Annotated in this window: 24 protein-coding genes; 15 read left to right on the top strand and 9 right to left on the bottom strand. The window is 62.3% G+C overall.

The annotated features are described in order from the left end of the window. Positions 1-8: 8 nt before the first annotated feature. Entirely contained in the window at positions 9-1,313 is a 1,305-nt protein-coding gene (locus PVV54_RS13860) for an ammonium transporter (protein ID WP_274905794.1), read from the top strand. Positions 1,314-1,399: 86 nt separating this feature from the next. Here PVV54_RS13860 and PVV54_RS13855 read toward each other — a convergent pair whose 3' ends face one another. Both PVV54_RS13855 and PVV54_RS13850 read right to left on the bottom strand, forming a co-directional pair. Next, positions 1,400-2,812 carry a purine-cytosine permease family protein gene (locus PVV54_RS13855; RefSeq protein ID WP_274905793.1) on the bottom strand — a complete coding sequence of 471 codons (1,413 nt, stop codon included), beginning with the start codon at positions 2,810-2,812 and terminating at the stop codon, positions 1,400-1,402. Positions 2,813-3,203: 391 nt separating this feature from the next. Next, a complete protein-coding gene (locus PVV54_RS13850; protein WP_274905792.1) occupies positions 3,204-3,557 on the bottom strand; it encodes a response regulator in 354 nt (117 codons plus the stop codon). A gap of 251 nt (positions 3,558-3,808) precedes the next feature. Here PVV54_RS13850 and PVV54_RS13845 point away from each other — a divergent pair, with 251 nt between their 5' ends. The 5 genes from PVV54_RS13845 to PVV54_RS13825 are packed head-to-tail and all read left to right on the top strand — an operon-like array spanning position 3,809 to position 10,290. Beyond that, the gene (locus tag PVV54_RS13845; RefSeq protein ID WP_274905791.1) at positions 3,809-7,279 is read left to right on the top strand and encodes a response regulator; all 3,471 of its coding nucleotides are present in this window, start codon (positions 3,809-3,811) and stop codon (positions 7,277-7,279) included. After that, positions 7,276-8,097, top strand: a complete 822-nt coding sequence (locus PVV54_RS13840; RefSeq protein ID WP_274905790.1) for a CheR family methyltransferase — start codon at positions 7,276-7,278, stop codon at positions 8,095-8,097. Before PVV54_RS13845 ends, PVV54_RS13840 begins: the two co-directional genes overlap by 4 nt. Continuing rightward, positions 8,094-8,693, top strand: a complete 600-nt coding sequence (locus tag PVV54_RS13835) for a chemotaxis protein CheB (protein ID WP_274905789.1) — start codon at positions 8,094-8,096, stop codon at positions 8,691-8,693. The genes PVV54_RS13840 and PVV54_RS13835 overlap by 4 nt, the downstream gene beginning before the upstream one ends. Beyond that, a complete protein-coding gene (locus PVV54_RS13830; RefSeq protein WP_274905788.1) occupies positions 8,663-9,868 on the top strand; it encodes a hybrid sensor histidine kinase/response regulator in 1,206 nt (401 codons plus the stop codon). Before PVV54_RS13835 ends, PVV54_RS13830 begins: the two co-directional genes overlap by 31 nt. A 44-nt stretch (positions 9,869-9,912) precedes the next feature. Beyond that, on the top strand, positions 9,913-10,290 hold the full coding sequence (locus PVV54_RS13825; RefSeq protein WP_274905787.1) for a response regulator: 378 nt from the start codon (positions 9,913-9,915) through the stop codon (positions 10,288-10,290). A gap of 174 nt (positions 10,291-10,464) precedes the next feature. Here the strand turns inward: PVV54_RS13825 and PVV54_RS13820 are convergent, their stop codons facing one another. Genes PVV54_RS13820 through PVV54_RS13810 form a run of 3 tightly spaced genes read right to left on the bottom strand, consistent with a single transcriptional unit; the run spans position 10,465 to position 13,104 of the window. Continuing rightward, positions 10,465-11,046: a TetR/AcrR family transcriptional regulator gene (locus PVV54_RS13820; protein ID WP_274905786.1), complete on the bottom strand. Its 582-nt coding sequence runs from the start codon at positions 11,044-11,046 to the stop codon at positions 10,465-10,467. Between the two features lie 12 nt (positions 11,047-11,058). After that, entirely contained in the window at positions 11,059-11,907 is an 849-nt protein-coding gene (locus PVV54_RS13815; protein ID WP_274905785.1) for a 3-hydroxybutyryl-CoA dehydrogenase, read from the bottom strand. Between the two features lie 12 nt (positions 11,908-11,919). Next, complete coding sequence (locus PVV54_RS13810) at positions 11,920-13,104, bottom strand: acetyl-CoA C-acyltransferase family protein (RefSeq protein ID WP_274905784.1); 1,185 nt, start codon at positions 13,102-13,104, stop codon at positions 11,920-11,922. A gap of 171 nt (positions 13,105-13,275) precedes the next feature. On the opposite strand from PVV54_RS13810, the gene PVV54_RS13805 reads away from it, so the two are divergent. Beyond that, positions 13,276-14,280, top strand: a complete 1,005-nt coding sequence (locus tag PVV54_RS13805) for an AraC family transcriptional regulator (protein ID WP_274905783.1) — start codon at positions 13,276-13,278, stop codon at positions 14,278-14,280. 136 nt (positions 14,281-14,416) lie between these two features. Here the strand turns inward: PVV54_RS13805 and PVV54_RS13800 are convergent, their stop codons facing one another. Continuing rightward, a complete protein-coding gene (locus tag PVV54_RS13800) occupies positions 14,417-15,802 on the bottom strand; it encodes an aldehyde dehydrogenase family protein (RefSeq protein WP_274905782.1) in 1,386 nt (461 codons plus the stop codon). A 105-nt stretch (positions 15,803-15,907) separates the two neighbouring features. Between PVV54_RS13800 and ptrR the strand changes: the two genes are divergently transcribed. The 3 genes from ptrR (at position 15,908) to PVV54_RS13785 (ending at position 18,078) form a co-directional block, all read left to right on the top strand. Then, positions 15,908-16,774, top strand: coding sequence for a putrescine utilization regulator PtrR (ptrR, locus tag PVV54_RS13795; protein ID WP_274910435.1), 867 nt, complete (start codon positions 15,908-15,910; stop codon positions 16,772-16,774). Positions 16,775-16,842: 68 nt separating this feature from the next. Continuing rightward, positions 16,843-17,286 (top strand): carboxypeptidase regulatory-like domain-containing protein, encoded by a 444-nt coding sequence (locus PVV54_RS13790; RefSeq protein ID WP_274905781.1) that lies wholly within the window; start codon positions 16,843-16,845, stop codon positions 17,284-17,286. 270 nt (positions 17,287-17,556) lie between these two features. After that, positions 17,557-18,078 (top strand): acyloxyacyl hydrolase, encoded by a 522-nt coding sequence (locus PVV54_RS13785; RefSeq protein ID WP_274905780.1) that lies wholly within the window; start codon positions 17,557-17,559, stop codon positions 18,076-18,078. 82 nt (positions 18,079-18,160) lie between these two features. Here PVV54_RS13785 and PVV54_RS13780 read toward each other — a convergent pair whose 3' ends face one another. Next, the gene (locus PVV54_RS13780; RefSeq protein ID WP_274905779.1) at positions 18,161-19,051 is read right to left on the bottom strand and encodes a universal stress protein; all 891 of its coding nucleotides are present in this window, start codon (positions 19,049-19,051) and stop codon (positions 18,161-18,163) included. A 142-nt stretch (positions 19,052-19,193) separates the two neighbouring features. On the opposite strand from PVV54_RS13780, the gene hisN reads away from it, so the two are divergent. Both hisN and PVV54_RS13770 read left to right on the top strand, forming a co-directional pair. Further along, positions 19,194-19,985 carry a histidinol-phosphatase gene (gene hisN / locus PVV54_RS13775; protein WP_274905778.1) on the top strand — a complete coding sequence of 264 codons (792 nt, stop codon included), beginning with the start codon at positions 19,194-19,196 and terminating at the stop codon, positions 19,983-19,985. Between the two features lie 96 nt (positions 19,986-20,081). Then, the gene (locus PVV54_RS13770; RefSeq protein WP_274905777.1) at positions 20,082-20,813 is read left to right on the top strand and encodes a hypothetical protein; all 732 of its coding nucleotides are present in this window, start codon (positions 20,082-20,084) and stop codon (positions 20,811-20,813) included. A 4-nt stretch (positions 20,814-20,817) separates the two neighbouring features. Here the strand turns inward: PVV54_RS13770 and PVV54_RS13765 are convergent, their stop codons facing one another. Continuing rightward, positions 20,818-21,702 carry an alpha/beta hydrolase gene (locus PVV54_RS13765; RefSeq protein ID WP_274905776.1) on the bottom strand — a complete coding sequence of 295 codons (885 nt, stop codon included), beginning with the start codon at positions 21,700-21,702 and terminating at the stop codon, positions 20,818-20,820. A 78-nt stretch (positions 21,703-21,780) separates the two neighbouring features. Then, entirely contained in the window at positions 21,781-22,755 is a 975-nt protein-coding gene (locus PVV54_RS13760) for a LysR substrate-binding domain-containing protein (RefSeq protein ID WP_274905775.1), read from the bottom strand. A 323-nt stretch (positions 22,756-23,078) separates the two neighbouring features. Here PVV54_RS13760 and PVV54_RS13755 point away from each other — a divergent pair, with 323 nt between their 5' ends. The 3 genes from PVV54_RS13755 to proX are packed head-to-tail and all read left to right on the top strand — an operon-like array spanning position 23,079 to position 26,028. Beyond that, entirely contained in the window at positions 23,079-23,969 is an 891-nt protein-coding gene (locus PVV54_RS13755) for a quaternary amine ABC transporter ATP-binding protein (RefSeq protein ID WP_274905774.1), read from the top strand. Between the two features lie 22 nt (positions 23,970-23,991). After that, positions 23,992-24,942, top strand: a complete 951-nt coding sequence (gene proW / locus PVV54_RS13750; RefSeq protein ID WP_274905773.1) for a glycine betaine/L-proline ABC transporter permease ProW — start codon at positions 23,992-23,994, stop codon at positions 24,940-24,942. Positions 24,943-24,999: 57 nt separating this feature from the next. After that, positions 25,000-26,028: a glycine betaine/L-proline ABC transporter substrate-binding protein ProX gene (gene proX / locus PVV54_RS13745; protein WP_274905772.1), complete on the top strand. Its 1,029-nt coding sequence runs from the start codon at positions 25,000-25,002 to the stop codon at positions 26,026-26,028. The last annotated feature ends 84 nt before the right edge of the window (positions 26,029-26,112 follow it).

Raw genomic sequence — 26,112 nt, 5'->3', positions numbered from 1 at the left:
GTGACCCCATGAAGCACCTCACCCTCGCTGTAATGATGTTGACCCTGGCCACCCAGGCCCACGCCGCCGAACCCGTACTGGACACCGGCAACACCGCCTGGATGATCTGCGCCGCGATGTTCGTGCTGATGATGTGCATCCCGGGCCTGGCGCTGTTTTATGGCGGCATGGTGCGGGTCAAGAATTTCCTGTCGGTGTTCACCCAACTGTTCGCCGTGGCCGGGGTGATCGGTATTCTCTGGGTGCTGTTCGGCTACAGCCTGGTGGTCGATACCTCCGGCATGGTCGAAGGGCAAGTTACGTTGAACAGCTTCATCGGCGGGCTGGACAAGGCGCTGATGCTGAACATCGGCCATGACAGCCTGGTGGGCACCATCCCGGAGGGGGTGTTTGCGGTGTTCCAGCTGACCTTTGCCATCATCACCCCGGCACTGATTGCCGGTGGCTTTGCCGAACGCATGAAATTCAGCGCCTCTTTACTGTTCATGGCGGCCTGGTTCGTGCTGGTGTATGCGCCGATTGCCCATATGGTGTGGGGCGGGCCGGGCGCATTGATGGTCAATTGGGGTGTGCTGGACTTTGCCGGTGGCACGGCGGTGCACATCAACTCCGGCGTGGCGGCGTTGGCAGCGGCGTTGATGCTGGGCCGGCGCAAGGGCTACCCGCAGGTGGCCATGCCACCGCACAACCTGGGCTTCACCCTGGTGGGGGCCGGGTTGCTGTGGGTGGGCTGGTTTGGTTTCAACGTAGGGTCCGGCCTTGCCGCCAACGAAGGGGCAGGGGTGGTGATGCTGGCGACCATGGTGGCTGCTTGCGCCGGGATCGTTGGCTGGTTGCTGACTGAAAAGGTCATGCATGGCCGGCCCACTGCGCTGGGGGCCGCTTCAGGTGCCTTGGCAGGGTTGGTGGGCATCACGCCCGCATGCGCCTACGTCGGGCCTTTGGGTGCACTGGTGATCGGTTTGGTGACTGGCGCCATCTGCTTCTTTGCCGTTACCCGGATGAAGCAGGCGCTGGGGTATGACGACAGCCTGGATGTGTTTGGCTTGCATGGTGTGGGCGGGATGGTCGGTGCGGTGCTGACCGGGGTGTTTGCCGCGCCTGCACTGGGCGGGTATGTGGAAGGGGTGTCGCCGTTGGGGCAGGCGTTGGTGCAGTTGAAGGGGGTGGCGTTTACCTTCGTCTACTGCTTTGTGGTGAGTTGGGCAATTTTGGGGGCGATCAAGCTGGGGATCGGCTTAAGGGCCAGCCGCGAAGAAGAAGAGCAGGGGCTGGATCTGGCGGAGCATAACGAGCGGGCTTACAACCTTTAAGATATGGGGTGCCCCATCGCGGATAAATCCGCTCCTACAGGGGAATGCGTGTAGGAGCGGATTCATCCGCGAGAGGCCGGCCCTGCTTAAGCTGCTGCCGCCAGCTTGGCACTCACCTGCCGACGACGATAAGCACTGTCACGCGAAGCCAGCCACCAATACAGCGGCGAAGTAATCACCAGCCCCACCAGCCACGACAGGTCGGCGCCATTGATATGCTCGGAAATCGGCCCCACGTACAGCGGCGTATTCATGAACGGAATCTGCACCACGATGCCCACGGCATAGGCAATCAACGCCTGCGGGTTGTAACGCCCGTAGATACCGCCATCAACCTTGAAAATCGACTGGATGTCGTAGTCACCCTTGTGGATGACGTAGAAGTCGATCAGGTTGATCGCCGTCCACGGCACCAGCACCACCAGCAGCACCAGCACCATGTCGACGAAGTGGCCGATGAAGTCCGCCGAGGCAAACACCGCCACCACGCAGCAGGCGGCCAGCACGATCAGCGACAGCACGGCGCGGCTCTTGGCGGTCGGGATCCAGCGGTAGGCGAAGGTTTGAATCAAGGTGATGATCGACAGCACCGCGCCATACAGGTTGAGGGCGTTGTGGCTGATCACGCTGAGCAGGAACAGCACCAGCATGAGCGGGCCGAGGGTGCCGGTGGCCAGTTTGACTGCGTCCATGGTGTCCATGCCGGCCGGGATCGCCAGCACCGCCACGGCGCCGAAAATGAACGACAGGCTCGAACCCAGAGCCGAACCCAGGTAGGTGGTCCAGAAGGTTGAAGACACCTTCACATCCGCCGGCAGGTAACGCGAATAATCCGATACATACGGGGCGAAAGCGATCTGCCACAGCGCCGCCAGCGACACGGTGGCCAACCAGCCGGCCAGGTTGAAGCCGCCGCGGGTCAGGAAGTCGTCACTTTGCACGTGGGTGAAGATGTAACCAAAGCCGACCACGATGCCGATGCCCAGCACCCAGGTGCCGATGCGGTTGAGCACATGGATGAAGCGGTAGCCGATGATGCCGATGATGCCCGAGCCCAGTGCACCGATGACGATGCCTACCGGTACCGGCACGCTATCGACCACGCCATGCAATGACTTGCCGGCCAGCACGATGTTGGAGGCAAAGAAGCCGATGTACATCACCCCGGCAATCACCACCACCAGCAACGCCCCTAGCGAGCCGAACTGCGCCCGGCTCTGGATCATCTGCGGAATGCCCATTTGCGGGCCCTGGGCCGAGTGCAGCGCCATCAGCACCCCACCAACCAGATGGCCAACCAGAATGGCTACGATGCCCCACACCAGGTTCAGGTGAAACAACTGCACGCCCAGGGCGCCGGTGACGATGGGTAACGGCGCGATGTTGCCGCCGAACCACAGTGTAAAAAGATCCCTTACCTTTCCATGGCGGTCTTGCGGGGGCACATAGCCGATCGTGTGTTTTTCTATCAGGGGTGCCGAGTTGGCTGCACTGGTCATGACTGACTCCAAGGCAAGGTTGGGCATCGTGTGCTGCCCGGGTACGTGCCGGCGAAGGGCGACGCGTTCTTGTTGGAGCGATGATGCGGGGAGAGGGGGATAGGAGAAATTAGTAAATATGTGCCCATAAACCTTAAAAAACCTAAGGCTGACAAAAGGTTAAGGGGCGAGTGGTAGCAAGAGGCGGGCCAGCGGGCTGGAGGGGCCGGGTTAGAAGCGTTTGGCGATACTGCGGGCCCTGGGCAGGCCCTGATGTGGTGCGTGATGCAAGGTTGTGGTGCGGATGATTGGGTTGCCTGTGCCGGCCTCTCGCGGATGAATCCGCTCCTACAAAAGCGACACCGCCCCCTGTAGGAGCGGATTTATCCGCGAGAGGCCCGCACAGGCTTTCTCAGGCCTGCCCTTCCAGAATCTTCACCACCTTCTCCCGCAGCTTGTCGATACTGAACGGCTTGCCGATCATGTGCATGCCCTCAGGCACCTGAAGACTTTCCGCATAGCCACTGGCAAACAGCACCGGCAACAGCGGCCGCAGCCCACGGGCCTTGGCGGCCAGTTCCTCGCCGCGCATGTCCGGCAGGCCCACGTCGGTCATCAGCAGGTTCAGCGGTTGTGACGGGTCTTCCAGCACCTGCAAGGCCGCCCGCGCGTCCGCCGCTTCGATGACCGCATACCCCAGCTCCTCGAGCACCTCGACGATCAGCATACGGACAATGTCGTCGTCTTCGACTACCAGAAGGTGCATGGTTGGTTTCCTGTTGAAAATGGCATGTCCTTACTCTGTGCGCGCGGCAAGGACAGAAGTTCCCGAGGATACCGGCGTTGGTACATCGAGGGAACGATTCCTACACACAACCTTCAAATACTGGCTAAATGCCCTGCCGAAGCCGCAAAAGCTGGTTAGACTCGCTGAGTAACCGGTGAGCGCAGCGGCAGGCGGGTACAGGCGCATGCCGCCACACTATTCAATGGACTTTTACGCGCGGGCGTTTTCAGATGATTCAAGCAGCCTCGATGGACCAGCAAAGCTTTCGCAAGCTGTTGAGCCGCAACGTCGGCCTGCCCTTGGGCGTGGGCTTGCTGGGTGCCGTGGCCTTTGTAGCGGTGATCAATTACCTGTTGTCGGCCATGCAGTGGGTCGAGCACACCGACAGGGTCATCGGCAATGCCAACGAAACGGTCAAGCTGTCGATCGACATGGAAACCGGCATGCGCGGCTTCCTGATTACCGGCGACGAGCGCTTCCTTGACCCCTACGAGGTGGCCAAGCCGAAAATCTTCAGCAGCCTGCAAAGCCTGCGCGGCATGGTCGAGGATAACCCGCAGCAGGTCGACCGCATTGACCGGCTGATTGCCCTGCAGAAGGCCTGGAATGATTTCGGCAGCGAGATGATTACCCAGCGCCGCCAGAACGGTGATTACAAGGCCTCGATCGGCAATGGCCGCGGTAAACGCATTACCGATGAAATCCGCAAGGAATTCGACGGGCTGATCGGTACCGAACAGCAGTTGCGCATGGCCCGCAACGAGAAGGTCAGCACCGTGACGGTCACGGCCATCACGGCGTTCGTGCTGTTTATTGTCAGCCTGAGTGCCTTGTTGGCCTACCTGGGCCGCCGTGATCTGCTTACGTTGTCGGGCAACTACGATGACAACCTCAAGGCCCAGCAGCGCTCGGCCGAACGGCTGGAGCACCAGGCCTGGCTGCGCAACGGGCAGACTCAACTGGCTGAGCAGGTGCTGGGCCAGCTGACCTTGCCGATGCTGGGTGACAATATTCTGCGTTTCTTTGCCGGGTACCTGGGCAGCGTGGTCGGTGCCCTGTATGTGCGCGATGACCATGGCCGCCTGGTGCGCGTTGCCACCTACGGGCTGGACGCCGAAGAACAGGCGCGTGAGCAGGTGCTTGCCAGCCACGACGGCCTGTTGGCCCAGGCCGTGCGTGAACGTCGCCTGTTGCGCCTTGAAGACTTGCCGCAGGATTACTATCACCTCAGCTCCGGTATAGGCAGCGGCCTGCCGCACAGCGCCTTGCTGATGCCGGCCATCAATGATGACGGCCAGGTCAACGGCGTCATCGAACTGGGCTTTTTGCGCCCGCTGCAGGTGCGTGACGATGAATTGATGGAGCGGGTGGGCGGCAACCTGGGCATTTCCATCGAAAGCGCCCGTTACCGCCAACGCCTGCAGGAGGTGCTGGCCGAAACCCAGCAGCTCAACGAAGAGCTACAGGTGCAGCAGGAAGAGCTCAAGACCGCCAACGAAGAGCTCGAAGAACAGTCACGCGTGCTCAAGGAATCCCAGGCCCACCTGGAAACCCAGCAGGCCGAACTCGAGCAGACCAACGAACAGCTTTCCGAGCGCACCGAGGCCCTGGACCGCAAGAACGACGAACTCAGCCAGGCCCAGGAAGAACTCCAGGCCCGCGCCGACGACCTGCAGCGTTCGAGCAAATACAAGTCCGAGTTCCTCGCCAACATGTCCCACGAGTTGCGCACGCCGCTCAACAGCTCGCTGATTCTGGCCAAGCTGCTGGCCGAGAACGGCGAGGGCAACCTCAGTGGCGAGCAGGTCAAGTTCGCCGAGTCGATCTATTCGGCCGGCAACGACCTGCTCAACCTGATCAACGACATCCTCGACATCGCCAAGGTCGAGGCCGGCAAGCTGGAAGTGCGCCCCGAAACGACCCAGCTGGAGCGCCTGGTAGAAGGCCTGCGCGGCATGTTCCTGCCGCTGGCCGAGCACAAGGGCCTGGTGTTCAACGTCAGCGTCGAGCCGCAGGTGCCCGCGACCCTGTTCACCGACCGCCAGCGCCTGGAACAGATCCTCAAGAACCTGTTGTCCAACGCCATCAAGTTCACCGAGCGCGGCGAGGTCAGCCTGAGCATCGGCCACCAGCCCGGCAGCGGCCTGATCTTCTCGGTACGCGACAGCGGCATCGGCATCGCCGCCGACCAGCAACAAGCCATCTTCGGCGCCTTCCACCAGGTGGATGGCACCAGCAACCGCCGCTACGGTGGCACCGGGCTGGGCCTGTCGATTTCCCGCGACCTGGCGCACCTGCTGGGCGGGCAGATCAGCGTCGACAGCAGCCCAGGCAAGGGCAGCGTGTTCAGCCTGACCTTGCCGGAGCGCTATGAAGCCGAGGGCCAGGAAGTCGAGGCCCTGAGCCTGCGCCCGGCAGTTGACAGCCTGCCGCCCGCGCCGCAGGTGGCAGCACCGGCAGCGCCGAAACGCCCGGCACCTTCGTTTGCGGACGACCGCGACCGCGCACCGTTCGGCAACCGCTGCATTCTGGTGATCGAAGACGAGCCGAACTTCGCCCGTATCCTGTTCGACCTGGCCCACGAGTTGGGTTACAGCTGCCTGGTGGCCCAAGGCGCGGACGAAGGCTTCGAGCTGGCCATCGACTATGTACCCGACGCCATCCTGCTGGACATGCGCCTGCCCGACCATTCCGGCCTTACCGTGCTGCAGCGCCTGAAGGAACAGGCTTCCACCCGCCATATCCCGGTGCACATCATTTCGGTGGAAGACCGTGTCGAGGCCGCCATGCACATGGGCGCGGTGGGGTATGCCGTCAAGCCCACCAGCCGCGAAGAACTCAAGGAAGTGTTTGCCCGCCTGGAAGCCAAGCTCACCCAGAAGCTCAAGCATATCCTGCTGGTGGAGGACGACGACCTGCAGCGCGACAGCATTGCCCGCCTGATCGGCGACGATGATGTCGAAATCACCGCCGTTGCCATGGCTCAGGATGCGCTGGCACTGTTGCGCGAGAACATCTACGACTGCATGATCATCGACCTCAAGCTGCCCGACATGCTCGGCAATGAATTGCTCAAGCGCATGACGGCCGAGGACATCCGTTCGTTCCCGCCGGTGATCGTGTACACCGGGCGCAACCTGACCCGCGAAGAAGAGACCGACCTGCTCAAGTATTCGCGCTCGATCATCATCAAAGGCGCACGCTCGCCGGAACGCTTGCTCGATGAAGTGACATTGTTCCTGCACAAAGTCGAATCGCAGTTGTCCCATGAACGTCAGCGCATGCTCAAGACCGCCCGCAGCCGCGACAAAGTGTTCGAAGGCCGCAAAGTGCTGCTGGTGGATGACGATGTGCGTAACATCTTTGCCCTGACCAGTGCGCTGGAGCACAAGGGCGCCATCGTCGAAATCGGCCGTAACGGGCGCGAAGCCATCGAGCGCCTTGAGCAGAACGACGACATCGACCTGGTGCTGATGGACGTGATGATGCCCGAGATGGACGGCTTCGAAGCCACGCGGCTGATCCGCCAACAGGCACGCTGGCGCAAGCTGCCGATCATCGCCGTGACCGCCAAGGCCATGAAAGACGACCAGCAGCGTTGCCTGCAGGCCGGCGCCAATGATTACCTGGCCAAACCGATCGACCTGGACCGCCTGTTCTCGTTGATCCGTGTGTGGCTGCCGCAACTGGAGCGAATTTGACTAGCGAACGCAACACCGACATCGAGATCCGGCTGCTGATCGAGGCGATCTACCTCAAGTACAGTTATGATTTTCGCAATTATTCCGGCGCTTCGATCAAGCGCCGGATCCTGCATGCGCTGCGCCAGTTCGATTGCCTGACCGTGTCTGCCCTGCAGGAGCGGGTGCTGCACGACCCGGGCATGTTCATGCAGTTGTTGCAGTTTCTGACGATTCCGGTCAGCGAGATGTTCCGCGACCCCAGCCACTTCCTGGCCTTGCGCCAGGAGGTGGTGCCGTTACTGCGCACCTGGCCTTCGATCAAGATCTGGATCGCCGGGTGCAGTACCGGGGAAGAGGTGTACTCGATGGCCATCCTGTTGCGCGAGGAGGGTTTGCTGGAACGCACCATCATCTACGCCACCGACATCAACCCCCATTCGCTGGACAAGGCCAAGCAGGGCATCTATTCGATGCAGAGCATGCGCGAGTATGAAGAAAACTACCGCAAGGCCGGCGGGCGCCGGGATTTTGCCGAGTACTACACCGCGGCCTACGGCAACGCCATCATGGACAGCAGCCTGCGTGACAACGTGACCTTCGCCGACCACAGCCTGGCCACCGACAGCGTGTTCTCCGAAACCCAGCTGGTGTCGTGCCGCAATGTACTGATCTACTTCAACAAGGATTTGCAGGACCGTGCCCTGGGGCTGTTCCATGAGTCGCTGTGCCATCGCGGCTTCCTGGTGCTGGGGAGCAAGGAATCCGTTGATTTCTCGGCCTACAGCGAACGTTTCGAGCCGCTGGTGAAGCCCGAACGGATCTACCGCAAGTCATGAACGGCGTGCAGGCAGTGGTGATCGGCGCCTCGGCAGGCGGCGTGCAGGCGCTGTTTCAGGTGCTGGGCGGCCTGCGGCCGGGTTTTACCACGCCGGTGCTGTGTGTGCTGCACCTGCCCGACGACCGCCACAGCCAGCTGGCCGAAGTGCTGCAGCGCAGGCTGCACCGGCCGGTGCGCGAGGCGCGCGACAAGGAAGCCATCGCCCCGGGGCAGATCTACGTGGCCGGGCCGGGCTACCACCTGTCGGTGGAGCGTGATTTGTGCCTGTCGCTGAGCCAGGAACCGCCCGTGCATTTTTCCCGGCCGGCCATCGACTTTCTGTTTACCTCGGCAGCCGACGCCTATGGCGCCGGCCTGCTCGGCATTTTGCTCACCGGCGCCAACGAAGATGGTGCCCAGGGCCTTGCCTACATCAAGAGCAGCGGCGGCCGGACCGTGGTCCAGGACCCCCGCGACGCACAGGTGGCGCTGATGCCGGAGGCCGCACTGGCCCTGCATCAGCCCGACCATATACTTTCTCTGAGTGGTATCGAGCAATTGCTCGCCAACCTGGAACCCAGCGCATGCTTAGCCACACCACCGCCAAACTGCTGATCGTCGACGACCTGCCGGAAAACCTGCTGGCCCTCGACGCGCTGATCAAAGGCGATGACCGCGAGGTGCATCAGGCGCAGTCTGCCGAAGCGGCCCTGTCGCTGTTGCTTGAGCACGAGTTCGCCCTGGCCATCCTCGATGTACAGATGCCCGGCATGAACGGCTTCGAGCTGGCCGAAATGATGCGCGGCACGGAAAAGACCCGCAACATTCCCATTGTTTTCGTGACCGCTGCCGGGCGCGAAATGAACTATGCCTTCAAGGGCTACGAAAGCGGTGCGGTGGACTTTCTGCACAAGCCGCTCGACACCTTGGCGGTGAAAAGCAAGGTGTCGGTGTTCGTTGACCTGTACCGCCAGCGCAAGGTGCTTGAACGCAGCCGTCAGGAACAGGAAGCCCTGGTCGCACAGCTGCAGGTGGCGCGGGGGGAACTGGAGCGAGCGGTGCGCATGCGGGACGATTTCATGTCGATCGTTTCCCACGAGGTGCGCACGCCGCTCAATGGCCTGATTCTGGAAACCCAGCTGCGCAAGATGCACCTGGCGCGTGGCAACTTCGACGCTTTCAGCGCCGAGAAGCTGCAGGCCATGGTCGAGCGTGACGAACGGCAGATCAACAGCCTGATCCGCTTGATCGAGGACATGCTCGACGTGTCGCGCATTCGCACCGGCAAACTGTCGTTGCGGCCTCGGCAGTTCGACCTGGGCCAGCTGGTACGCGGCCTGGTGGAAAATTTCGCCGCCCAGGCCGCGGCGCTGGAAACCCACATCGACTTGCAGCGTTGCGAGGTGCTGGCGGGTGAGTGGGATGAGTTTCGGATTGAACAAGTGGTGGCCAACCTGTTGTCTAACGCGTTGCGCTATGGCGAGCGCAAGCCGGTGCTGGTGCGCGTGTTCGAACAGGCCGGTATGGCGTGGGTGCAGGTGCAGGACCATGGCATTGGCATCAACGCGGCCAATCAGCAACGGATTTTCCAGCAGTTCGAGCGCGTGGCCACGCAACAGGCCAGCGGCGGGCTGGGGCTGGGGTTGTACATTTCCGAGCAGATCGTGCACGCACACGGCGGGCGAATCGTGGTTGACAGTGAAGAAGGCAAAGGCGCCACCTTCAGCCTGCAATTGCCGCTGGCGGGTGCGACAGAACAAAACGACCAGGCGCGGGCAACCTCTGCGTAAGCCTGGGGTCAGATGGCCAACTGTATGAATTTCAAGGCGTTGTCATGAGTGAAGATGCACAAGATGTGGTTTTGGTCGTCGAGGATGAACCGGCGATTCGCATGATCCTGCGCGATTACCTGGCGGGTGAGGGGTATCACGTGCTGGTAGCCGAAGATGGCGAGCAGGCGTTCGCCATTTTGGCCAGCAAGCCGCACCTGGACCTGATGGTGACTGATTTTCGCTTGCCCGGCGGTATCTCCGGGGTTGAGATTGCCGAGCCAGCGGTGAAACTGCGGCCGGATTTGAAGGTGATTTTCATCAGCGGCTACCCGGCGGAGATTCTGGAGTCCGGCAGCCCGATCGCGCGCAAGGCGCCGATTCTGGCCAAGCCGTTTGATCTGGATACCCTGCACGAGCAGATCCAGATCCTGTTGCGTTAGGGGCGGGTTGTACATTCTGTTTGACCACGCTCCCGGTGTAGGAGCGGTTTTAACCGCGATGGGCCGCAGAGCGGCCCCAACTAGCTTGGTTGCGAAGCTTGGTTGCGAACCTGAAAACCCTTGGGCCGCTTCGCGCCCCATCGCGGCTGAAGCCGCTCCTACAGGGCGCGCGGGCTACCCCAGCGTCCGCTCTATCCCGCCTACCAGCAAACCTTCCATCAACCCCAGCCCCTGATCCTCAGGTAGCCCGCCGAGCATCCCCGGCAACTGGTTCATCAGCGTTGCCAGTACATGCGCCGTGGCCACCAACACGTCACCCTGCAGCCGCGCCTTCGGCGCAATCAGCCGCAGCAACCCGGCCTCGTAACCCGATCGCAGCATCACCAGCCGTGCCTGTTGATCAGCGTTCAAACAGCAGAAATCCCGCTCCGCCAGGCGAAACTGCAGAGGCCGCTCGGCATGCAACTGCCAATGCGCGGCAATCAGGCACTTCAACGCCGAGCCGCCGCGCGCCATGGCCCGGCGCCCTTGCTCCAGTGTTGCCTGCAACTCTTCGTACAATTCCTCGATCAGGTCGTACAACAAGTCCTGCTTGCTGGGGAAATGGTGATACAGCGACCCGGCCGTCAACCCCACATGCGCCGCCAGCTCGCGCATGCTTACCTGGCCAAAGCCCTTTTCGGCGAACAGCGCCATGGCCCGGTCACGTCGCTCTTCGAAATTGGCACAACGCATCGCGGCATTGATCGGGGGCATGGCACCTGGTCCTTAATAGGTGAAGAAACCACGGCCACTCTTGCGCCCCAGCCAGCCGGCCGCGACCATTTCCTTGAGCAGCGGGGCAGGGCGGTACTTGCTGTCATTGAAGCCGTCATGGAAGGCTTCCATGATTGCCAGCAGCGTATCCAGGCCAATCAGGTCGGCCAGGGCAAGCGGGCCGATTGGCTGGTTGCAGCCCAGGCGCATGCCGGTGTCGATGTCCTCGGCACTGGCCAGGCCTTCCTGGCGCACGAAAATTGCCTCGTTGATCATGGGCACCAGAATGCGGTTGACCACGAAGCCCGGGCGGTTGCCGGCGGTGATGGGCGTCTTGCCGAGCTTTTCGGTCACCACCAGGGCCTGGGCATACGTGCTGTCGCTGGTCTGCAGGCCACGGATGATCTCCACCAGCGCCATCATCGGCACCGGGTTGAAGAAGTGCACGCCAATGAACCGGTCGGGGTGTTCGATGCTGGCGGCCAGCTGGGTAACCGACAGTGACGAGGTGTTGGTGGCGATCAGGCAGTCGGCGGCCACGTTGGCGGCCACTTGCTGCAGGATGCGCTGCTTGAGCTGCAGGTTCTCGGTGGCCGCCTCGATCACCAGCTGCGCGCCACCGAGTTGCGCGTAGTCGGTGCTGGTACGAATGCGTGTTCTGGCTGCCGAGGCGCGTTCGGCGTCGAGGGTGCCCTTGGAGACCTGGCGTTCAAGGTTCTTGCCCAAGGTGGCCACACCGCGCTCCAGCGCGGCGTCGGACACATCCACCAGCAGCACCTGATAACCAGCAACGGCACACACCTGGGCGATACCATTGCCCATGGTGCCCGCGCCGATCACGGCAATCTGTTCAATCGTCATGGCAAAACTCCCTTAAACGCGCTCGAAGACCACGGCAATGCCCTGGCCACCGCCAATGCACATGGTGGCCAGCGCGTAGCGGCCCTGGGTGCGCTGCAGTTCGTGGATGGCCTTGGTGGCGATGATCGCGCCGGTGGCGCCCACCGGGTGGCCCAGGGAGATGCCCGAACCGTTGGGGTTGACCTTTTCCGGGTCGAAATCCAGCGCACGGGCCACGGCGCAGGCCTGGGCAGCGAAGGCTTCGTTGGACTCGATAACGTCCAGATCGCTCACCTTCAAACCGGCCTTTGCCAACACTTTCTGGGTGGCCGGGATCGGGCCCAGGCCCATCAGCTCCGGCTCGACCCCAGCGTGGGTGTAGGCTACCAGCCGCGCAAGGGGCTTCAGGCCCAGGCGGCGCACAGCATCGCCGGTGGCCAGCACCAGGCCGGCGGCACCGTCGTTGATGCCGCTGGCGTTGCCAGCAGTCACCGTGCCGTCTTTTTTGAACACGGTTTTCATGCCTGCCAGTTGTTCGGCGGTGACATCGCCGCGCACGTGCTCATCGACGCTGAACTGCACGCTGCCTTTACGGGTTTTGAGCTCCAGCGGCACGATCTGGCTGGCGAAGCGGCCTTCGGCCAAAGCACGGGCCGCGCGGCGCTGGCTGGTCAGTGCCAGTTCGTCCTGCATCTCACGGGTGATGCCGTGTTTGGCGGCCACATTCTCGGCAGTGATGCCCATGTGGAAGTGCTCGAACGGGTCCTGCAGCACGCCCACGGTGTAGTCGATGCCCTGCAGGTCACCCATGCGCGCGCCCCAACGGGCTTGCGGCAGCAGGTATGGGCCTCGGCTCATGGATTCGGCGCCCGCCGCCACGGCCACCTCGGCATCACCGAGCAGCAGGCACTGGGTGGCCGACACGATGGCCTGCAGCCCCGAGCCGCACAGGCGGTTGACGTTGAACGCCGGGGTTTCCTTGGGGATGCCGGCGTTCATGGCCGCCACCCGCGCCAGGTAAGCGTCGCGGGGTTCGGTGGGGATAACGGTGCCCATCACCATATGGCCAATCTGGTCGGTGGCCACGCCCGAGCGCTCGATGGCGGCGCGGGTCACGGCGGTGGCGAGGTCGGCCAGCGGCAAGTCCTTCAGGGCACCCCCAAAACTGCCGATGGCGGACCGTACGGCACTGACGACGTAGATTTCTGCGCTGCTCATATGAAGCTCCGTTTGCGAAGGGCGTGGCGGGCGCGGGCCAGGCTCTGCGAGAATGGCCGGCGGCCCCGCGATGGGTCTGAGTCTAGGCAAAGGCCGTGCTTGAGCCTATGTCGGATGTGTTCAGTCAACCTGGCATTTTTTGCCACTCAGCATAGACAGCGAATTTTTGCCATGCGCGAGAGCGATTCGGTCGCGGTGTACTTCCTCAATGCCATGTTGCACGCCTTGCGTGATCAGCCCGATGTACGTGAGGCCCGGTTGCGTGCGGTGGGCATTGACCCGGCCTTGCTTGGGCAGGCCCATGCCCGTGTGCCGGCCAAGGCATTTGCTCGGTTGTGGCTGGAGCTGATTGAGCTGCTGGATGACGAATTTTTCCACCTCGACAGCCACGGCATGCCGCTGGGCAGCTTTGCCTTGATCTGCCGTGGGCTGATTCAGGAGCCCACGCTGGAAAAGGCCCTGCGCCAGTGCATGGGCAATTTTGGCCTGTTTCTGCGGGATGTGCGTGGCAGCCTGGCGGTGCGCTCGGGGCGTGCGGTGATCAGTGTGCAGTCGGGCATTACCGACCCTTTGACCCGCGTGTATGCCGAAGAAACCTATCTGGTGTTGGTGATTGGCCTGCTGTGCTGGCTGGCCGGGCGGCGAATTGCCATAGACCGTACCGAGCTTGCGCTTGCACGCCCAGCACAAGAAGACGACCTGTTGCTCTGGGGGCCGGACTTGCGCCTGGGCAGTGGGCGTACCGAGGTCGAATTCGACAGTGCCTACCTGCGCCTGCCGGTGGTGCAAGACCTTGCCGGGCTTAAAACCTTCCTGCGCAGCGCACCCCAAGGGCTGGTGATCCGTTTTCGCAATCAGAACGGCCTGGTGGCCGAGGTGTACCGGCACTTGCGTGCGCGGCGGTATGGGCAGTGGCCGACGCTGGAGGCGTTGGCCAGGCAGCAGGGCATCAGTGCCAGTACGTTTCGTCGCCAACTGGAGCGCGAAGGGCGCTCGTATCAGCAGATCAAGGACGAGGTGCGCCGGGCGATGGCGTTCGAGCGCTTGCGCGAGGGGGTGCTCAGCATTGCCGAAATTGCCGAGCACACGGGGTTTCAGGAGCCCAGCGCGTTTCACCGGGCGTTCAAGAAATGGACGGGGCAGAGCCCGGGGCGGTATAGGGCGAAGTTGGCTTGACTTTGGGGGCCGCTTTGCGGCCCTTTCCGACCGGTCCTGCGCCCCGGCAAGGCCGCTCGCACATAGTCCGCCATCGCGGTCCGTGTGGGAGCGGCCTTGTGTCGCGATGGGCTGCAAAGCAGCCCCCGCTTGCGGCTTAATTCCGATCCAGCCAAACCGTCTGCGCATTGGTAAATTCCCGCACCCCAAAATGCGACAATTCACGCCCAAAGCCACTCTTCTTCACCCCGCCAAATGCCACGCGGGGGTCGGATGCGCAGTAACCGTTGATGAACACACCACCGGTGTCCAGCGCTTCGGTCATACGCTCAGCCAGCGCATAATCGGCGGTATAGATGGTCGAGGCCAAGCCAAACTCGCTGTCGTTGGCCAGCTCCACGGCATGGTCAGCATCGCGGGCGGTAATGATCGCCGCCACCGGCCCGAACAGTTCCTGCTTGAAGGCAGTCATGGCCGGGGTCACGTTGGCGAACACGGTCGGCGCGTAAAAGTTGCCCACGCCCTCGACCTTGTGGCCACCCAGCAGCAGGGTAGCGCCCTCGGCGAGGGTGGCCTGCACCTGCCCATCCAGCTCGTCGCGCAGGTCGTAGCGGGCCATCGGGCCGATGTAGGTGTCATCCTGCAACGGGTTGCCAACCTTCAGTGCCTGGGTCGCTTCCACGAACTTGCGGGTGAATTCCTCGGCAATGCCCGCCTCGACGATCAGGCGCTTGGCCGCCGCGCACACCTGGCCGGTGTTCTGGTAGCGGCCGATGACCGCGGCTTTCACGGCGGCGTCCAGGTCGGCGTCGGCCAGCACGATGAACGGGTCGGAACCGCCCAGCTCCAGCACGCACTTCTTCAGTGCCGCACCCGCCTGGGCACCAATCGCCATGCCGGCGCGCACGCTGCCGGTCAGGGTCACGGCGGCAATGCGTGGGTCGTTGATGGCGCGGGTGACACCGTCCGGGGTCACGTTCAGCACTTCGAACACGCCTTGTGGCACGCCAGCGTCCTGGAACAACTCGCCCAGCAGGTAGGCGCTGCCCATCACGTTCGGGGCATGCTTGAGCACGTAGGTGTTGCCCGCCAGGATGGCCGGCACTGCGCCGCGCAGCACCTGCCAGATCGGGAAGTTCCACGGCATCACGGCCAGGATCGGCCCCAGCGGGCGGTACTCGATGCGGGCTTTTTCCACCTGGGTTGGCTCGGCGGCGAGCATGGCCGGCCCGTGTTCGGCGTACCACCGGCACAGGCCCACGCACTTGCTCACTTCACCCCGTGCCTGGGCAATCGGCTTGCCGATTTCCCGGCTGATCATTTGTGCGAACGCTTCGGCCTTGGCTTCCAGCGTGCTGGCCAAGGCAAGCAGGTATTCGCTGCGCTGACCCAGCGACACCTTGCGCCACTGGCTGTAACCGGCCTTGGCGCGTTGCAGCGCCGCTTCCAGTGCGGCGTCGGTGTCGAAGGGGTAGCTGCCGATCTGCTCGCCGCTGAAAGGGTCGACGGAGATGGCGTGGGTCAGGCTGCTGATCTCGCTCATGGCTGGGCACTCGTTGTTGTTGATTCGTGACGCCAGACTAGTGGGCTATGGCTTTAATGAAAACTGAATAATAATGAGCGAAACATTCACGTTTGGAGAATGACCGTGGACCTGGTGCAACTGGAGATTTTCAAGGCCGTGGCCGAACAGGGCAGCATCAGTGCGGCGGCGCAGCATATCCACCGGGTGCCGTCCAACCTCACCACCCGCATCAAACAACTGGAAGAAGACCTGGGGGTGGAACTGTTCATCCGCGAAAAAAGCCGCCTGCGCCTGTCGCCGGCGGGCTGGAACTTCCTCGAATACACCCGGCGCATCCTCGACCTGGTGCACGAGGCGCGGTTGACCGTGGCGGGGGAAGACCCGCAAGGCACCTTCGCCCTCGGCTCGCTGGAGAGCACGGCTGCGGTGCGCATCCCGGCGCTGCTGGCGGCCTACAACCAGCGCTACCCCAAGGTCGACCTCGACCTTTCCACCGGGCCGTCCGGCACCATGCTTGAAGGCGTACTGGCCGGCCGCCTGGTGGCGGCCTTCGTCGATGGCCCGCTGCTTCACCCCACGCTGGAAGGCATGCCGGTATTCGAGGAAGAAATGGTCATCATCTCGCCGCTCAACCATGCCCCGGTAACCCGTGCCCAGGACGTCAACGGCGCCAGTATTTATGCCTTTCGCGCCAACTGCTCGTACCGCCACCATTTCGAGAGCTGGTTCGTCCAGGATCAGGCCGTGCCGGGCAAGATCCACGAAATGGAGTCGTACCACGGCATGCTGGCCTGCGTCAGTGCCGGGGCGGGGCTGGCCATGTTGCCGCGCAGCATGCTCGAGAACATGCCCGGTTGCAGCACGGTCAGCGTATGGCCGATGTCGGAAGCCTTCCGCTACCTGAAAACCTGGCTGGTGTGGCGCCGGGGCACCGTGTCGCGCAGCCTGAGCATGTTCATCAAGTTGCTGGAAGAGCGGCGCGCGGCCTGAGCACGAACGACTTGGATTGCCGGGCGTCTGATATTGGGTAAGCCATTCCCTCACAGGAGGGGTGAACCATGCGTAACCATCACTATGCGTTGGGCGCCGCGCTGCTGATCACCTTGGCGCTGCCCTGGACCCTTGCGGCCGCCGCCGACCTCAGTGCCCCCATCGACATGCAGGCCGTGCAACTGCAGCCCCAGGAGCAGAACGGCATCCGCTATGTGCAGGGTGGCATTGGCCAGGATGAAGCCAATGCGCTGCGCCAGACCAAAGGCTACAACCTGCATGTGGAACTTTCCATTGGCCCTGAAGGCAAGTTCCAGAGCGGTGCATCCGTGGATATCCAGAATGCACAGGGCAACTCACTGTTGACCCTGCAGGATGTCGGGCCATTGCTGTATGTGCAGTTGCCGCCGGGGCATTACAAAGTCATCGGTCAGGCTGAGGGGGCGACGGTACAGCAGCAAGTCGCGGTGGATGGGAAATCGCCAGCAACGGTGAACCTGAACTGGCGATGAGTAGCGGATAGACGCAAGGAGTACATCCGTACTCCATACGTAGAGGCGCACATACCCGCAACCCCCAGGCAGCGTCGCTTGCTGGGTGAACATGCCGTAGCGGAATACGACTGATAGACAATAGTGGCAATTCACTTTCAACTTTCTGATTATCTGGACAATAATCAGAAAAGTATTACTCCGTGTGACCGGTTGGATGCACCGGGCACCAAAAAAAATCGAGGGGCAAAAGCCCCCGTCAATCCGTGTGACCATCAGGAGAAGTCATTGATGAAAACCCGTCTCGCCGCGTCGTTGGCCGCTGCTGTGTTGGCTTTTGCCGGCACCAGCGTGGCTCAGGCTGCGCAGATCTCCGGTGCTGTGGGGGCCACTGGCCAAGGCGACATGACCTACCGGCTCGGCATGTCCTTCGACTGGGACACGAAGTGGCTGCAAAGCAGTACCGGTTTTCTCAGTGGCTATTGGGATGCGGCCTACACCTACTGGGAAGGGGGTGAAGCCAGTGGTGCTCATTCGCTGTCGTTGAGCCCGGTGTTCACTTACGAATTCACTGGTTTTACCTATACCCCATACATTGAGGTGGGCATTGGTCTGGCGGCGTTTTCCAAGACCGATGTGGGTGACCAGCGCCTGGGCTCGGCGGTCAACTTCGAAGACCGTATCGGCTTTGGCCTGAAGTTGCCGGGTGAGCAGAAGGTGGGCCTGCGGGCGATGCACTATTCCAACGCCGGCCTCAAGCAGCCGAACGATGGTATCGAGTCGTACTCGCTGTTCTACAGCAAAGGGTTCTGATGGTCGCCGCGGGAGCGGTTTCGTCCGCGATTGCTGGCCATGCACCGCATTGCCTGCATCGCGGATGAATCCGCTCCTACAGTTACCGTACCGCCTTGATCGCCAGTACATTGCACAGCGGGTGCTCCACTACGTGCGCCGTGGTGCCACCCAAAAAGGTCTGCATGGCGTCATGCCGATGGCTGCCCATCACGATCACATCCACCCGGCTGTGGCTGACAAACTGGGCAATCGCCTTGATGGCGGGGCCCTCAAGAAAATGCCGCCGCTCCAGTTCGATCTGGTGGTGGTCGCCCAAGCGGTTGAACGCCGTGCGCTGGGCCGTGCGCACGCTGCTGTCGAAGCCTGGCATGGTCACCGTGCCCGCGCCAAAGTCGGCAATGTGGGTTTTGGTGGCATCGCACACATGCAGCAGGTGCAGTTCGGCATTGCACTGCAGCGCCAACGCATGGGCGCAGTGGATCACCTGTTCGTCCAGATGTTCGCCCGCGCCATGGCTGTTCAGGTCCACGGCCGCTGCAATCTGCCGGGGTAATGGCAGGCGGATGTCACTGACCAGATGGACCGCCACGGGGCTTTCCTTGAGCAATTGCCAGTCCAGCGGCGTGACCAGCAGGCGCTTGAGCACTGGCTCGTGCTGTACGTCCTTCACCAGCAGGTCGCAGCCCAACTGTTCGATGCGTTCCAGTGCGCTGCCCAGCGGGTCGCGGGTCAGCAGCAGTTCGGTGGACACATCCAGCCCGGCATTGCCAAGCTGTTCAGCCTGATCGGCCAGCCACTGGCGGTTGTCAGCCAGGAGGCGTTCACGCTCATGGCCATCGCTCATCAAGCCGAAGGTGTCGACATCGTCGACGAACACGTTGATATCCAGCAAGGCGCCACTGGAATCGGCCAACGCTGCGGCGCGCTGTAGCGCGGGCGTATGGCGCATTTGCGGGCCCAGCATGACGAACAAACGCTTGAACTGGCTCATCTCACACCTCCACGTGCGGCAGCCCCCCGGTTCATGCATGGTGTCCTGGTCTGTTCAGTCTAGCCCCAAGCGGTGCTTTGCCCACTGCGCCGTGCAATGTCGGGTATGATGCGGCCCCACCCATTATTCCGAGGCTTGCCCCATGTCCCTGAATGCTGAACAGATCAGCGAATTCCGCGCCTTCGCCGAGCAGTTGGCCGACGCCGCCGCAACCGCGATCAAGCCGTATTTTCGCGCCAGCCTGGATGTGGAAGACAAGGGCGGGCGCCTGTACGACCCGGTAACCGTGGCCGACAAAGCGGCGGAAGACGCCATGCGCGAGCTGATTCAGGCACGTTACCCGGCGCACGGCATCCTGGGTGAAGAAGCGGGCGTTGAGGTCGGCACCAGCCCGCTGACCTGGGTACTCGACCCCATCGACGGCACCCGCGCGTTCATCACCGGCCTGCCACTGTGGGGCACGCTGATTGCGCTGAACGACGGCTCGCGGCCTGTGGTTGGTGTGATGAACCAGCCTTTTACCGGTGAACGCTTCGTCGGCACCCCGGAAGGCGCCTGGCGCAGCGGCACCCCACTCAAGACCCGGGCCTGTGCCGACCTGGCCTCGGCGACGCTGATGTGCACAACGCCAGACATGTTCGACACTCCCGAACGCAAAGCAGCCTTCGAATCCGTCGCCAGCAAGGCGCGGCTGATGCGTTACGGCGGCGATTGCTACGCCTACTGCATGCTGGCGTCGGGGTTTGTGGATGTGATTGTCGAAGCCAGCCTGCAGCCGTATGACGTGCAGGCGTTGATGCCGATCATCGAAGGGGCAGGGGGTGTAATTACTGCTTGGGACGGCAGTTCTGCGCAAAATGGTGGCTGTGTGGTGGCGTGTGGTGACCCGGCGCTGCATGCGCAGGTGGTGGAGATGCTGCGCCACGCCATGTGATTGCGCCAAGCGTCGCACTTTTTTCCAATTCCGGGTTCTATCCTTGGCCAGGCCGCCCCGATTCCCGGCGCGGCCGCCGAATACGACCCGGTGCCGATGGTTGCAAACACCTCCCGATTCCTCCCGTGCCTGCTGCTGGCTGGCACTTTGACCTGCCTGGCCGCCTGCACCCAACAGCAAGGCCGGGACATCGTCACCCAGTTCAGCGACGGCAAGCCCAGCGAGCTGTTCCAGACCAGTGTCGACCGCCTGGCCACGCTGTCCATGCGTGACAACCTGCAGAGCCTGTACCTGCTGATGAACAAGCTGTACCTGCGCAACCCCAACCAGTGGAAGTTGTCGGGCTACGTCGACGCCGCCACCGCCGAGCGGCAAATTCGGTTGGCTATCGAACAGCGTCAGCCGTTGCCACAGTTGGGTAATCGTCGCGACCTGGCGGCACTGAGTTATGCCCTCAGCCCCGAGTTCAGGGGTGACCGCGTAGGTGCCTTCATCTACGCCATCGGCAGCATGCTGATCACCGCCCATGGCGGGCGCACCGAGTTCTACATGACTGACACCATTGACCCGTTGTTCGTCAACAATGCCGCACGCAACATCGAGAAGGCTACGTGGATGCTCAGCCAGCGTCAGGATGCCAACGGCGTGCTGTTGCTGTTCTCCAACGAAATTTCGGAGGAAGGCAGCAACCTGAGTTTTGCGGTGGAGTTCGGAAAGATCGTGGCGCGCCTGGACTTGTTGGCCGAACTGCTGGACGAGCGCTATCGGCGGATTGGCCTTAACTATGCGCAGAGCCTGCTGCTGATGAACTTCCTGCCCGTGCAATAGGCCATCAAAGCAAGGCCTTGATGGCCTGACGATAACGCTGCCCTGCCAGGCTCATGCTGTTGTTGTGGGTGGCACCGGGCACCAGCAACAAGGTCTTGGGCTCTTGCGCGGCATCGAACAACTGCTGGCTGAAGCGCGGCGGTACGAAGCGGTCGTCCAGCCCGTGCACCAGCAACAGCGGCATGCCCACGTTCTTGATCTTGTCCAGCGAATCGAACTTCTGGGACAACAGCCAGCGCACGGGCAGGCTGGTGTTGGCCACCGCTGCTGCCACATCGCCCAATGAGGTGAAAGTCGACTCCAGAATCAGCCCCCGTGCCGCCGTGGCACCGCCCGATTGCTGTGCCTGCTGCGCCAGTTCCGTGGCCAGTTCAACCGCCACCGCGCCGCCAAGCGAATGCCCGAAGATCAGCCGTTTGCCCGCGTCCGGTTGCAGTTGCGCAAAACGTTCCCAGGCCACCTGCGCATCTTCGTAAACGGTGGCCTCGGAAGGCAGGCCCCCACGGCTCTGGCCGAAACCGCGGTAGTCCACGGCCAACACCGAGTAACCCATGGCATGCAACTGCTCGATGCGGAACAACTGCCCGGTCAGGTTCCATCGCACGCCGTGCAGGTACAGGATGGCCGGCGCGTCTGCACGCTGGGCGGGCCACCACCAGGCGTGCAGGCTCTGGTTCTTGTCGAAGCTGCGCGGGCGCAGTTCCAGCTCTTGCACACCCTTGGGCAGGCCCCGGAACCAGCTGGCCTGGCCCGGTTCGATGCGAAACACCAGTTCGCGCTCCTTGTGCTGCAGCACGGCGCAACCGGTGGGCAGGCCAATGACTAGCAACGAGGCGAACAGCCAGGTCAGCCAGCGGCGGCGCAGGTGGGTGAGGAGGAGGGTGGGCATGGTGGCTTTTTAACAGATCAACCCGGCCAGGGGGTGGAAAAATGACCGAATGGCAATCAGGGTTGGTTGCAAGCTGTTTCAGGCCAGGCTGTCGAGCAACGGCTGAAACTCAGTCAACAGCCACTCGCGCAGCCGGTGGCAGCTGGGGTCATGCTCTTTGTCTTCATTGAAGGCCAGGGAGTGGAAGGAGTCTTTGAGTACCAGTTGCTGCTCCACCGGCCGCACCAGCAGCCCCTGTGCCAGCAGCGGCTCCACCAGATGATGCCAGCCCAGCGCCACACCTTGGTGGCTGAGCGCCAGTTGCACCAGCAGGTTGTAATCGTTGGCATTGAAAAAGTGCGGCGCTGTGCTGGCGCGGGCTTTCAGGTCGACATTGTGAAAGGCCAGCCACACGCTCCAGTCCACATGCTCGGCTACCTGTGAGCGCCCATAGGGGCTGAGGTTGAGCAAGGTGCCGTCGCGCAGACCCTGCAACGTGCCCAGTTCCGGGTGTTGCGCCAGGTATTGCGGGCTGCACACCGGGTAGATCACGTCGTGGTTGAGCGGGTGGCTGCTGTAGCCGGCCTGCACCTTGCCCAGTTTGGTGATGTAGATGTCCGGGCGCACCCCCGGCTCCATGGTCAGGAAGTTCTGGGTGGTCACCAGGTTGATGTCGATGTCAGGGTTTTGTTCGAAGAATCGCGGCATGCGCGGGCCCATCCACAAGGCCGCGAATGCCGGCGAGCAGCACAGGGTCACCACCTGTTTGCTGTTGGTGTTGCTGCGGATGCGCTCGGCAGCCTGGGAAATGTTGACGAACGATAACTGCACCGCATCGAAAAAGATCGAACCGGCCACGGTCAGCTCTACCGCGCGGCCCACACGGGTGAACAGTTCGGCGCCCAGGTAGGTTTCCAGTTCACGGATCTGCCGGCTGACCGCAGCCTGGGTGACGCACAGCGATTCTGCCGCGCGGGTGAAGTTCTGGTACTTGGCGGCGGCGATGAACACCTTCACGGCGCGCAGCGACGGCATCTTGATCAGGGTTTGATCGGGTTCGGAGTGTCTGACCATGGTGGTCCTTCGGCGAGCCAGGTGCTGGCACTCTAGCCTGTTCGCCGCGCAACGGTAAATGCGCGCGGCCGATTGATAACTTCAGGTAATGATTTGCGCCCTGCAAATGTCGTTGGACCCCTGGCGGGCCTGGGCATACCGTAAAACCACGGCGCGGCATTGAGACATCGATGTCGAATAATTTGAAGCAGGACATTCTGCGTGCCGGTTTTGACTCACGTTCGAATTTGAACGGACTGCCAAGCGTACTCGCACTGATCACCAGCCGCCTTGTTGAAGGTGCGAGTGGATGAATTGGTTATAAGCATAATAACGAGGGTCGTATGAGCCATGCCGATGAGATTCTTTCGGTAAACCACATCTTCAAAGTGTTTGGGCCCAACCCGGACATGGCCATGGAGATGTTGCGCAAGGGTGCCGACAAGAACGAAATTTTCAGCAAGACCGGCCACGTCGTCGGCGTGTTCGATGCAAGCTTTTCCGTTAAACGCGGCGAGATCTTCGTCATCATGGGGCTGTCCGGCTCGGGCAAGTCGACCATGGTGCGGTTGTTCAACCGCCTGATCGAGCCCACCAGCGGCAGCATCCACCTCAACGGCCGCGAAATCACCGGGCTGTCCGACAAAGACCTTATCGATGTGCGCCGCAAGGACATGGGCATGGTGTTCCAGTCCTTCGCCCTGATGCCGCACATGAGCGTGCTGCAGAACGCGGCCTTCGGGCTGGAAGTGGCCGGCGTTGCGCAAGAGGTTCGCAACCGACGTGCTCGTGAGGCGCTGAGCCAGGTCGGCCTGGCCGGCCACGAACACAGCTACCCGCACCAGTTGTCCGGCGGCATGCAGCAACGGGTGGGCCTGGCCCGCGCGCTGGCCAATGACCCGACCATCTTGCTGATGGACGAAGCCTTCTCGGCACTCGACCCGATGATTCGCAGCGAAATGCAGGGCGAGCTGATGCGCCTGCAGGCCGAGCAGCAGCGCACCATCATTTTCATCTCCCACGACATCGAGGAGGCCGTGCGCATCGGCCACCGCATCGCAATCATGGAAGGGGGCAGGGTGGTGCAGATCGGCACACCACAAGAACTGATCCACCAGCCGGCCAACGACTACGTGCGTGCCTTCTTCAAGCACTTCGACAGTGCCCGCCTGCTGGCGTGCCAGGAAGCCCGCAAGGCGGCCGTGGTGCCGCTGCAAACCCAGAGCCGCCACTGAGCCCAACACGAGGAATGCCCTGATGTCCGAATTCAGCCTTCTCGACCCGTTCCAGGCGGCCACCATCCCTTTGGGTGACTGGGTAACCGCCACTCTCAATTTCCTGGTGCACAACTTCCGTGAGGTATTTCGCGCCATCCGTTGGCCGATCGACCAGGTGCTCAACGGCATCGAGTTCATCCTGCAGAGCATCCCGCCCACCATCGGCATTCTGCTGTCGTCGTTGCTGGGCTGGCAGTTGGCAGGCAAACGCATGGCCTTGCTGTGCTTCGTCACCCTGACCTTGCTGGGGTTGATCGGGGTGTGGTCGGAGTCGATGACCACTTTGGCACTGGTGCTTACATCCGTGTTCTTCTGCGCCGTGATCGGCATCCCGTTGGGGATCGTCTGTGCCCGCAGCGACCGCCTGGAGCGCATCATTCGGCCGATACTCGACGCCATGCAAACGCTACCGGCGTTTGTTTACCTGGTGCCGGTGGTGATGCTGTTCGGCATTGGCAACGTGCCGGGCGTGCTGGTCACCATCGTGTTTGCCCTGCCACCGCTGGTACGCCTGACCAACCTGGGCATTCGCCAGGTGCCGGACGACAAGATCGAAGCCGCCCGGGCCTTTGGCTGCACCCCGTGGCAAATGCTGACCCGCGTGCAGTTGCCGCTGGCCACCACCACGATCATGGCCGGCCTCAACCAAACCCTGATGCTGTCGCTGTCGATGGTGGTGATCGCGTCGATGATTTCGGTGGGCGGGCTGGGCCAGATGGTGCTGCGCGGCATTGGCCGGCTGGACATGGGCCTGGCCACCGTGGGCGGCGTGGGGCTGGTGCTGCTGGCGATCTTCCTTGACCGCCTGACCCAGGCCATGGGCGCACGCTCCAGCGCCGACCCCAGCCTGCGCTGGTACCACACCGGCCCCGTAGGCGGCGTGTTGCGCCTGTTCGGCGCCGGGCAAGCAGGGCGGCGCAAGACTGCCTGAGACACACACATTCGAACTGCCGCACACAGCATAACAACCAGAAAAAGGTACGCGACGATGTTGGAATCCACGTTCTCCCGCAGCATCCTGCAAGGCGCCAGTGCCCTGGCGTTGGTCATCGCCTCACTGTGCGCCAACGCCTCGGCCGACAAGCCCGGCGAAGGCGTGAAGGTGACGCCGATCTTCCCGTCGATCGCTGAAGAGCGCTTCCGTGGCGAAGTGGCCATGGAAGGCCTGCGTGAGCTGGGTTACAAGGTGCAGGAGCCGAAAGAAACCGAATACGGGGTGATGATGGTCGCGCTGGCCAACGGCGACGCCGACTTCACCGTGCACCTGTGGGACAAGCTGCACGACAAGTTCTACCAGCAGGCCGGCGGTGACGACGTGATGGTCAAGGCCGGCGACATCATGCCGGGTGTACTGCAGGGTTACCTGATCGACAAGAAAACCGCCGAGCAGTACCACATCAAGTACATCACCGACCTTAAAAAACCCGAAATCGCCAAGTTGTTCGACACCGATGGTGACGGCAAGGCCAACCTCACCGGCTGCAACCCCGGCTGGGGTTGTGAACTGGTGATCTCGCACCACATGAAGGCCTATGACCTGGACAAGGCCGTGCACGTCGACCAGGGCTCTTACTTCGCGCTGATGGCCGACACCATCACCCGCTACAAGGAGGGCAAGCCGATCCTGTACTTCACCTGGGTGCCCCAGTGGATTTCCACCGTGCTGGTCGAGGACAAGGATGTGGTGTGGCTGGAAGTGCCGAAAACCGACCTGCCAGACGGCAACAACACCGTCGATACGATGTACAAAGGCAAAAACCTGGGCTTTGCCGTGGACAAGATCGAAGCCGTATTGAACAAGGACTTTGCCCAGGAAAACCCCGCTGCAGCCAAGTTCCTGTCGCTGATGCAGATCACCACGGCCGACGAGAGCGCGCAGAACCTGAAGATGCAGCAGGGCGAAAAGAAGCCTGCCGACATCACCCGACATGCCAAGGAATGGGTCGCGGCGCACCGTCAGCAGTTTGACCTGTGGCTGCAGGCTTCGCGTGCGGCTGCCACCCAGGCCAGCAATTAACCTGTTTCATTTGTGTTCGCAGCATCGCGGATGAATCCGCTCCTACAAGAACAGCGCGCTGGCACTGAACCTGTAGGAGCGAAT

Origin of the sequence: Pseudomonas sp. PSKL.D1 (assembly GCF_028898945.1) — a bacterium.
Lineage (GTDB): Bacteria > Pseudomonadota > Gammaproteobacteria > Pseudomonadales > Pseudomonadaceae > Aquipseudomonas.
This window is presented reverse-complemented; position numbering and strand designations above follow the sequence as displayed.

Excerpts from the sequence above, each read along its gene's own strand:
- PVV54_RS13860 (WP_274905794.1), top strand. The coding sequence starts at position 9 with ATGAAGCACCTCACCCTCGCTGTAATGATGTTGACCCTGGCCACCCAG.
- PVV54_RS13855 (WP_274905793.1), bottom strand. The coding sequence starts at position 2,812 with ATGACCAGTGCAGCCAACTCGGCACCCCTGATAGAAAAACACACGATC.
- PVV54_RS13850 (WP_274905792.1), bottom strand. The coding sequence starts at position 3,557 with ATGCACCTTCTGGTAGTCGAAGACGACGACATTGTCCGTATGCTGATC.
- PVV54_RS13845 (WP_274905791.1), top strand. The coding sequence starts at position 3,809 with ATGATTCAAGCAGCCTCGATGGACCAGCAAAGCTTTCGCAAGCTGTTG.
- PVV54_RS13835 (WP_274905789.1), top strand. The coding sequence starts at position 8,094 with ATGAACGGCGTGCAGGCAGTGGTGATCGGCGCCTCGGCAGGCGGCGTG.
- PVV54_RS13830 (WP_274905788.1), top strand. The coding sequence starts at position 8,663 with ATGCTTAGCCACACCACCGCCAAACTGCTGATCGTCGACGACCTGCCG.
- PVV54_RS13825 (WP_274905787.1), top strand. The coding sequence starts at position 9,913 with ATGAGTGAAGATGCACAAGATGTGGTTTTGGTCGTCGAGGATGAACCG.
- PVV54_RS13820 (WP_274905786.1), bottom strand. The coding sequence starts at position 11,046 with ATGCCCCCGATCAATGCCGCGATGCGTTGTGCCAATTTCGAAGAGCGA.
- PVV54_RS13815 (WP_274905785.1), bottom strand. The coding sequence starts at position 11,907 with ATGACGATTGAACAGATTGCCGTGATCGGCGCGGGCACCATGGGCAAT.
- PVV54_RS13810 (WP_274905784.1), bottom strand. The coding sequence starts at position 13,104 with ATGAGCAGCGCAGAAATCTACGTCGTCAGTGCCGTACGGTCCGCCATC.
- PVV54_RS13805 (WP_274905783.1), top strand. The coding sequence starts at position 13,276 with ATGCGCGAGAGCGATTCGGTCGCGGTGTACTTCCTCAATGCCATGTTG.
- PVV54_RS13800 (WP_274905782.1), bottom strand. The coding sequence starts at position 15,802 with ATGAGCGAGATCAGCAGCCTGACCCACGCCATCTCCGTCGACCCTTTC.
- PVV54_RS13790 (WP_274905781.1), top strand. The coding sequence starts at position 16,843 with ATGCGTAACCATCACTATGCGTTGGGCGCCGCGCTGCTGATCACCTTG.
- PVV54_RS13785 (WP_274905780.1), top strand. The coding sequence starts at position 17,557 with ATGAAAACCCGTCTCGCCGCGTCGTTGGCCGCTGCTGTGTTGGCTTTT.
- PVV54_RS13780 (WP_274905779.1), bottom strand. The coding sequence starts at position 19,051 with ATGAGCCAGTTCAAGCGTTTGTTCGTCATGCTGGGCCCGCAAATGCGC.
- hisN (WP_274905778.1), top strand. The coding sequence starts at position 19,194 with ATGTCCCTGAATGCTGAACAGATCAGCGAATTCCGCGCCTTCGCCGAG.
- PVV54_RS13770 (WP_274905777.1), top strand. The coding sequence starts at position 20,082 with ATGGTTGCAAACACCTCCCGATTCCTCCCGTGCCTGCTGCTGGCTGGC.
- PVV54_RS13765 (WP_274905776.1), bottom strand. The coding sequence starts at position 21,702 with ATGCCCACCCTCCTCCTCACCCACCTGCGCCGCCGCTGGCTGACCTGG.
- PVV54_RS13760 (WP_274905775.1), bottom strand. The coding sequence starts at position 22,755 with ATGGTCAGACACTCCGAACCCGATCAAACCCTGATCAAGATGCCGTCG.
- PVV54_RS13755 (WP_274905774.1), top strand. The coding sequence starts at position 23,079 with ATGAGCCATGCCGATGAGATTCTTTCGGTAAACCACATCTTCAAAGTG.
- proW (WP_274905773.1), top strand. The coding sequence starts at position 23,992 with ATGTCCGAATTCAGCCTTCTCGACCCGTTCCAGGCGGCCACCATCCCT.
- proX (WP_274905772.1), top strand. The coding sequence starts at position 25,000 with ATGTTGGAATCCACGTTCTCCCGCAGCATCCTGCAAGGCGCCAGTGCC.